Here is an 8,108-nt window from a genome sequence, read left to right as displayed (position 1 = left end):
CTACTATGAGCGCGGCACGGTTGTGAAGATTGAAGAAGTCAAAGGGCAATTAATAACGGTCATTTATGAGTTCAGAGATACTATTGGCCTTATGCAGGAAATGTTCCAAAAGAGAGAAGTCGAACAAGAGATCGAAATGATCTACGACCAAATTAATCATCTTCTCGACTTGCGCAACATGGTGCAGGATCAAGAAGAACATCAGCAGATCGACACTCGCCTCAATGAGCTCACACATCGTTTGTTTATTCTCGAGGCTTAACAACAACATATACATGCAAATGGAAGACCCGTATGGGTCTTTTTTGTGTCTAATTTGCGACTTTTTGAGCAGAATGAACAAGTTAAACGCCTTTTACATAGATTAGTTATTGTGTGTTTGGATGAGAAAGAGCTTGGTAAAAAAAACTATTGCAATTCTCGTCGATAGATGTTATTTTTATTCTCGTTGAAACAATATAGGAACCAGGATTCACTCAGGACATTGAATGTTGCGAGAGATAATACCCTCGGGAAGTGAATGACGTAGGTCCTAGCGGATGAAATTTTTTTCAGACATTTTATTCCTAGGAAGGGGGAACCGAAAGATGGAAACTGAATACTCAACTTTCGGAAGACACGTTGCTGTAGATACTTGGGGGGTAGATTTCGAACTTCTGAACAATGCAGATTGGCTGCAGGCTCAGATGGTAGAAGCTGCCGAGGTATGCGGAGCAACCGTACTATCTGTACAATCCAAGCAATTTGAACCACAAGGAGCAACTGTACTTGTTATGTTGTCCGAGAGTCATCTCTCCATTCACACTTATCCTGAGAGAGGTTTTGCCGCGCTTGACTGTTATACATGCGGTGAGACAGTGGACCCTCAATTAGCAATTGATTTTATGGTATCCGTATTGAAACCAGAAACGTTCCATGCGAAGAAGTTAATTCGCGGAATGGGTGAATTGCAAGTAGAAACTCCTGAAATTAAGCTAGCAGAGCTTGTGAAGTAGGGTTCTGCACATAACAATAACGATAACCACGGAGAAATCCGTGGTTATTTGTTTGTCCTTGTCCCCATACAATGTTATTGCGACACATGCACATGTCCAATAAGGGAAGCGGGGATTTCACACAATGAGACGTAAAATAACTAGAAAAGCCATCATGTACAGTATTGTTCTTTTTCTCATAATCTGGCCCATCTATCAGCTGTCTCAAATGCTTGGACATCATAAAGAAGAGCATGACGCCTCTCATCTGCTGTATCAAGTTTCGTTATTCCAGATGGAACTACTAATGAGCTATCTGGAGAAAGCTGCGCAAAGCAAAACGACAGATGAGCTGGATGCGAGCCAGCAGGCATTATACTCTGCGGGCTACACACACGAACGTCTTGTCCTAGCGGCTGGGGGATCGGATTATCTCACCCCAATGTCCAGTATGATGCAGTTATCCCAATACCTGCAGCGTCTTCAGATCGGTGGCGAACGAGCGTTAAAGCCCGATGAACTGCAAACGCTCAAGGAAGCGGGGGTGCAATATAAAAGTATGTACGAGGTTTATGAGAAAATCATGGCATCCAATGGGGATATTGTTTCTTCCCAGAACACGAAATTGGCAGAACTTGATAGTCATTTAACGGCTTTTCTCCGCAAAAAGCTGCTTCAATAAATGGGCTTCTTGCCAATTCAGGTATAGGCGAGCCGARTGCTGTTAAAACTAACGAGCATAGTGAAGCATTCATAATTTATTCAAATATTTTGTCGGATTGAATAGTTTGCTGTGCTATAATATTCATAGAAAATCAATGAAAGGCAGGTGGTACATTTGCATATTGTAACAGTTGGTCTAAATTATCGAACAGCTCCAGTTGAAATTCGTGAGAAATTTGCTTTTTCTGAACAAGATTTGCCGACCGCATTGGCTGAATTGAAAGAAACAAAAAGCATCTTAGAGTGTGTAATTGTCGCCACCTGCAATCGCACGGAAATTTACGCCGTTGTGGATCGACCACAGATGTGCAGTCACTATTTAACACATTTTATTGAGCGGTGGTTCCAAGTTCCCAAGGCTCAGTTTCAGAAACATTTATATATGCATGAAAATGAGAAGGCGATTGAGCATCTATTCCGTGTAACAAGCGGTCTGGATTCTATGGTGATAGGGGAAACCCAAATTCTAGGACAAGTAAAAGAAGCTTTTTTATCGTCTCAAAAAATGAAAGCGACGGGTTCCTATTTCAACACGTTGTTTAAGCAATCCGTCACACTTGCCAAAAGGGCGCATTCCGAAACGGGCATTAGCAATAATCCGGTTTCTGTTTCTTATGCTGCTGTGGAGCTCGGTAAGCGGATTTTTGGTACATATAACAATAAGACAGTTATGATTATCGGTGCTGGCAAGATGAGTGAGCTAACAGTCAAGCATTTGTATGCGAACGGGGCTAACAAAGTTATCGTTGTTAACCGTACGTTTGAGCGTGCAGCGGAGCTAGCTGACAAATTCAACGGTATTCCGTGCACCATGGACAAAATGGCTTCGTATTTGCCAGAGGTAGATATTATTATCAGCTCGACAGGTGCTCCGGGTTATGTCCTAACCAAAAATGATATTCAGTCTTATGTCCAAAAGAGAAAATCGCGTCCGCTGTTCATGATGGATATTGCCGTGCCTCGTGATTTGGATCCGCAAATTAGCGAACTGCCGAATGTGTTCCTGTATGATATTGATGATCTGGAACATATCGTAGATAAGCATTTGCAGGAGAGAAAGAAAGAAGCCGCCAAGATTGAGACGATGATTGAATCGGAAATCGGTGTGTTTGAGCAATGGACCAAGACACTTGGCGTCAGTCCGGTTATTAATGCCCTTCAGGCGAAAGCGAGCCAGATTCACGAAGAGACGATGGAAAGCATGTTGAATAAGCTGCCTGATCTCGATGAGCGTGAAATTAAAGTGATCCGTAAATTAACCAAAAGTATCGTGAACCAAGTGCTGCGCGACCCGATCCTACGCATTAAGGAAATGGCGGGAGAACGTCACGGGGAAGAAGCGCTCGACCTCTTCACGAAATTATTTGCCCTAGAAGAGACATTAGAACAACAAGAGCAAGCCAATCAGTTAGCACAAGAGCTAGAAGCTGGACAGAAAGCGCAGGAAGCGAAACAGCTTCTGGAAGAGAAACTGTCCGTACGCGGCTTGCAAGCCGTGGATATTCTGGCAAAATCTTGAGAATAAAGGCGCTAATCGCCTAGGAGAGGTGCCATGGTAACTCGTAGCTGGTTGTTTGATGCGATGATTTATATGTATGCCCTGAGCCTATTGTTTTACTTTTCGGATTTCGCGAATGCGAACCGAAGCGCGAAACGGATGGGGACGGGGCTCCTTTTATTTGTATGGGTTCTGCAGACCGCATACTTAGCTATTAATTTATACGGCCATTTGACAGAATGGGCCTTTGCCCGAACAGACGTCTTGTTTATGTTTTCATGGTTGATTGTGACGATTTCCTTGATAGTCAACCGATTTTTCCGAATCGAATTGTTCGTGTTTTTTGTGAACGTTCTTGGTTTTGCCATACTCGCTTTAAACATATTTGCAAACCCGCACGTAATGCCAATTAAAGCCGGTTGGGACATCAACGATGAGCTATTATTTATACATATTACCCTAGCGATTGGCAGCTACGCAGCATTTTCTATTGCAGCTATCTTCTCTTGTATGTATGTGTTTTTGCACAATATGTTGAAGGCCAAGAAGTTTTCCCAAACAGTTATGCGATTGCCTTCGCTTGAGAAAATCGAGCATTATACGTATTTTTCCGTCATTATTGGGGCTCCTTTACTTCTGATGGCGTTAAGTCTTGGCGTGGTCTGGGTTGTCCTAGAGGGAAATCACAATCTGCTTTATGATCCGAAGGTCATCAATTCGTTTTTTGTGTTGGCCGCCTATGCGTTCTATTTATTTCAACAGAAGTCGATGCGGATTTCCGGCTACAAATTAGCCGCTTGGAATCTGGCAGCTTTTTTCATTGTCGTGATTAACTTTGTAGTTTCCAACTTCTTTTCGGGTTTTCATGACTGGATATGGAGCTAATGAACATGAAATATCCGTACCCGATTATGGTGAACCTCGCCGAAAGGCAATGTTTGGTGATTGGCGGTGGGCCAATCGCAGAACGTAAGGTGGTCTCACTGCTTGAAGCAGGGGCTCGCGTGACGCTTATCAGCATGGAATTCACGGAGAGAATCACCGAATTAGCGAATAAATCGGAAGTAGTCCTGCACAGGCAGACGTTTCATCCGTCTATGATGACGAGGGACGAGTTGATACCGTTCACTCTGGTTGTAGCAGCAACGAATAGCGCTGAAATTAACGCGCAGGTCTATGAGCTCGCAACTGCGCAGGGAAAATTGGTCAATGTGGTTGATCAGCCAGAGCTTAGCTCGTATATACAGCCTTCAGTTGTAAGAAGAGGGAAGCTGGTTATTGCCGTTTCAACTGGGGGAGCTAGTCCTTCAGCAGCTCGTAGAATTGCTAGGGAACTGGATAACAATTATGGTGAGGAGTACGCCATTTATCTTGATTTCCTCAGCGAAGTGCGTCATCTTGTGCAAAGTAAAATAACAGATAAACAAGCTAGACAGCGCATGTTCAAAGAGATGCTGGATTGGGATGTGCTGGACAAAATACGCGATGGTTCGTTCGATAGTTGGAAGGATAAGCTTTACTTGGCTATAGAGAAAGGACCTTGGCCGACTGGACTATCAGGTCAAGTAGAAACAGACCGGCCTTCATGGTCAGCGATTGCAGATTTCGGACAGCGAGTTTAGGAGGCGGGTAGAGATGAGAACCATTATTGTAGGTACTAGACAAAGCGCATTAGCCTTAACACAAACGGGGCAAGCGGTAGAACTTTTAAAGCAACTAGCTGCGGAGCACGGGATTGACTGCCAATTTGAAATTAAGAAAATTATCACGAAGGGCGACCGTATTTTGGACGTAACCTTATCCAAAGTTGGCGGTAAAGGGCTGTTCGTCAAGGAGATCGAACAGGCACTTGTGGACGGCGAAATCGACATCGCTGTCCATAGCATGAAAGATATGCCCTTCGAGCTTCCTGAAGGGCTTGTCGTTGGAGCGATACCGAAGCGTGAGGATCCGCGCGATGCGCTCATCACACGCGGATATGGCTCCCTGCAGGAGCTGCCGCAAGGCGCTCTTGTTGGTACCAGTTCGCTGCGCCGTGCAAGCCAGCTGCAACATCTCCGCCCGGACCTCCGCATCGAGTCGGTCCGCGGTAATATTGATTCGAGGCTGCGCAAGCTCGATGAAGAGAACTTCGATGCGATTATGTTGGCCGCAGCCGGTTTGCACCGGATCGGCTGGCAGGATCGCATCAGCGCGTACTTGCCGCCCGAAGAGTGCCTCCCTGCCGTAGGGCAGGGGGCGCTCTGCATCGAGTGCCGGGGCGGCGATGCTTTCGTGCTGGACTTGCTGGGCAAGTTCCAGCATGAGCCTACTGCGCTCGCGGTGCGAGCAGAGCGGGCTTTCCTTGGCAGACTCAACGGAGGCTGCCAGGTGCCGCTCGGCGCTTACGCGAGCGTAAGCGAAGAAGGCAGCGGGCTAGAGACGCCGCTGCTTACGCTGACAGGCATGGTCGGAACGCCGGATGGCGCGATCATGCTGAAGGAAACAGCTTCCGGGAGAGATCCGGAAGCGCTGGGCGAACTTATTGCAGGTAAGCTAATTGAGCAAGGCGCTGAACGTATCTTAGCTGAGGTAAGGGAGTGAGCCACTTGAACAAGGGAAGAGTTTATCTCGTTGGCGCGGGTCCTGGCGACCCAAAGCTAATCTCAGTTCGTGGTTTGGAAGCTATCCAGAAAGCAGATGTCATTGTATATGATCGTCTGGCGAATCCTCGTTTACTAAAGCATCGCAAACCGGATGCCGAGCTGATCTTTGTCGGTAAGCTTCCGGACAAGCATATTTTAAAGCAAGAAGAAATCAATCATTTACTCGTAGATTTGGCTTTGCAAGGCAAAGTCGTGACGCGTCTAAAGGGCGGCGATCCCAGCGTTTTCGGACGTGTAGGCGAGGAAGCGGAATTGCTCGCGGAGCACGACGTGACTTTCGACATCATTCCCGGCATTACGTCATCGATTGCCGTTCCAGCTTATGCGGGAATTCCGGTAACACATCGTAATTTCACGTCGTCCTTTGCAATTATTACAGGTCACGAGTATCCGAATAAAACGTACTCTGGACTGGACTGGGAGCATCTGGCCAAAGCGATCGGCACGATGGTTTTCTTAATGGGTGTTGCGAATATCGAACAAATCAGCCGCGAATTAATACGCTGCGGCAAGCCCCCAGAAACGCCTGTCGCTTTGGTAAGGTGGGGGACATGGGCAGACCAAGCAACCATCACAGGAACGCTCTCCGATATCACGGAGAAGGTAAGAGAAGCTGAATTCAAATCGCCTGCTGTCATCATTGTTGGTGAGGTCGTAAAGCTGCGTGAGAAATTGGCTTGGGTCGAGAAGAAGCCGCTGTTTGGTCGCCGAATTTTGGTAACCCGAGCAAGAAGCCAAGCAAGTGAGCTAGTCGATCTCATCGACGACTTTGGCGGAGAAGCTGTCGAGTTCCCTGTTATTCGGTTGCAGCCGCCAAGTCGGCCGGAAGCCCAGCAAGCACTAGATGAAGCATTGGATAAACTGCCTACTTACGATTGGATTTTATTAACCAGTGTGAACGGGGTGGAGTTTTTCTTCAACCGTTTGCGTCAGCGGGGGATCGATGTTCGTAGAATGGGCAATGCCCGTATTGCTGCAGTTGGTCCCAGAACGGCTGAGGCGCTTGCTGAGCGAGGCATTATTGCCGATGTACTCCCGAGCAAATATCAAGGTGAAGGCATCCTGGAGGCCATTCAAGCTGATCTGATAGCGGGTCAGAAGGTCCTTTTACCAACAGCCGATTTGGCACGTGATTATTTACCCGCTAAGATGCGCGAGCTTGGCTTGCAAGTCACGGAAGTTGATGTATACGAGAATGTGCTCACGGTAGACGACGGGGATGAAATCATTCATCTGCTTCAAAATCATAGCATTCATATTATTACTTTTACGAGCTCATCCACTGTTACGAATTTGATTGAAGCTCTGAGGCAGCTCGGAATTGAAGAACCTTTATCCCTGCTGCAAGGGGTTGAAATTGCTTGTATCGGACCCAAAACCGCAGAGACGGTACGTCAATATGGACTGCCGATTACGTATATGGCCGAAGAGGCCACTGTTGCTTCACTTGTTCATAGTATGATTCAACCTAAATAATGGCATTAAATAAGGAGGCGGAATCCTCATGAGTTTCCCCATTGTTCGTAATCGCCGCTTGCGCGGAAATGCAGCTATTCGTAATTTAGTTCGCGAGAATCAGGTGACAGTCAATGACCTGGTGCAGCCTATTTTTGTAACCCATGGCACGAACGTCAAGTCCGAAATTGCTTCCATGCCTGGTGTTTATCATCTGTCTCTAGACATGCTCAAAGCTGAGATTGACGAAATTACATCGCTTGGCATTCAAGCCATTCTGCTGTTCGGAGTTCCCGATTACAAAGATGCAAAAGGTACATCTGCTTACATGGACGAGGGTATCGTGCAGCAAGCTGCTCGTTTTATCAAAGAATTGAACCCGAACCTGCTTATTATTGCGGATACTTGTYTGTGCCAGTTCACGGATACAGGCCACTGCGGCGTCATTCATCATCATCCAATCACAGGTGCAGCCGACGTTGCGAATGATGCATCTCTTGAGCTTCTAGTGAAAACGGCGGTTTCCCAAGCGAAAGCTGGTGCGGATATTATCGCCCCATCGAATATGATGGACGGTTATGTTCATGCGATTCGTACTGGTTTAGATGAAGCAGGCTACGAAAATACGCCAATCATGGCGTACTCGGTGAAGTATGCATCTGCTTATTACGGCCCATTCCGGGATGCTGCGCACTCTACGCCGCAATTCGGTGATCGCAAAACGTATCAAATGGATCCTGCCAACGGAAGAGAAGCGCTGCGCGAAGCGGAAAGCGACGTTGTAGAAGGCGCTGACTTCTTAATGGTGAAGCC

At 46.7% G+C, this 8,108-nt stretch carries 8 protein-coding genes and 1 pseudogene; all 9 read left to right on the top strand.

Annotated features, from left to right (window positions below; genetic code table 11):
• Positions 1 to 262: pseudogene (locus AC1DUA_RS13820) on the top strand (non-ribosomal peptide synthetase module); the annotation flags it as partial.
• Positions 263 to 587: 325 nt separating this feature from the next.
• Positions 588 to 995, top strand: a complete 408-nt coding sequence (gene speD, locus AC1DUA_RS13815; RefSeq protein WP_161410245.1) for an adenosylmethionine decarboxylase — start codon at positions 588 to 590, stop codon at positions 993 to 995.
• A gap of 124 nt (positions 996 to 1,119) precedes the next feature.
• Positions 1,120 to 1,656 carry an S-adenosylmethionine decarboxylase gene (locus AC1DUA_RS13810; RefSeq protein WP_477500310.1) on the top strand — a complete coding sequence of 179 codons (537 nt, stop codon included), beginning with the start codon at positions 1,120 to 1,122 and terminating at the stop codon, positions 1,654 to 1,656.
• 156 nt (positions 1,657 to 1,812) lie between these two features.
• Positions 1,813 to 3,216: a glutamyl-tRNA reductase gene (hemA, locus tag AC1DUA_RS13805; protein ID WP_477500309.1), complete on the top strand. Its 1,404-nt coding sequence runs from the start codon at positions 1,813 to 1,815 to the stop codon at positions 3,214 to 3,216.
• A 33-nt stretch (positions 3,217 to 3,249) separates the two neighbouring features.
• On the top strand, positions 3,250 to 4,080 hold the full coding sequence (locus tag AC1DUA_RS13800) for a cytochrome C assembly family protein (protein WP_477500308.1): 831 nt from the start codon (positions 3,250 to 3,252) through the stop codon (positions 4,078 to 4,080).
• Between the two features lie 5 nt (positions 4,081 to 4,085).
• On the top strand, positions 4,086 to 4,817 hold the full coding sequence (locus AC1DUA_RS13795; RefSeq protein WP_477500307.1) for a precorrin-2 dehydrogenase/sirohydrochlorin ferrochelatase family protein: 732 nt from the start codon (positions 4,086 to 4,088) through the stop codon (positions 4,815 to 4,817).
• Between the two features lie 13 nt (positions 4,818 to 4,830).
• Positions 4,831 to 5,778, top strand: coding sequence for a hydroxymethylbilane synthase (hemC, locus tag AC1DUA_RS13790; protein WP_477500306.1), 948 nt, complete (start codon positions 4,831 to 4,833; stop codon positions 5,776 to 5,778).
• Between the two features lie 5 nt (positions 5,779 to 5,783).
• On the top strand, positions 5,784 to 7,316 hold the full coding sequence (gene cobA, locus AC1DUA_RS13785) for a uroporphyrinogen-III C-methyltransferase (protein ID WP_477500305.1): 1,533 nt from the start codon (positions 5,784 to 5,786) through the stop codon (positions 7,314 to 7,316).
• 28 nt (positions 7,317 to 7,344) lie between these two features.
• The coding region (gene hemB / locus AC1DUA_RS13780) for a porphobilinogen synthase (RefSeq protein WP_477500304.1) at positions 7,345 to 8,108 on the top strand (764 nt) is incomplete at its 3' end.

Source organism: Paenibacillus sp. 01T422, assembly GCF_056398785.1.
The sequence above is the reverse complement of the archived record's forward strand: the minus strand, read 5'-3'. Positions and strand labels throughout refer to the sequence as shown.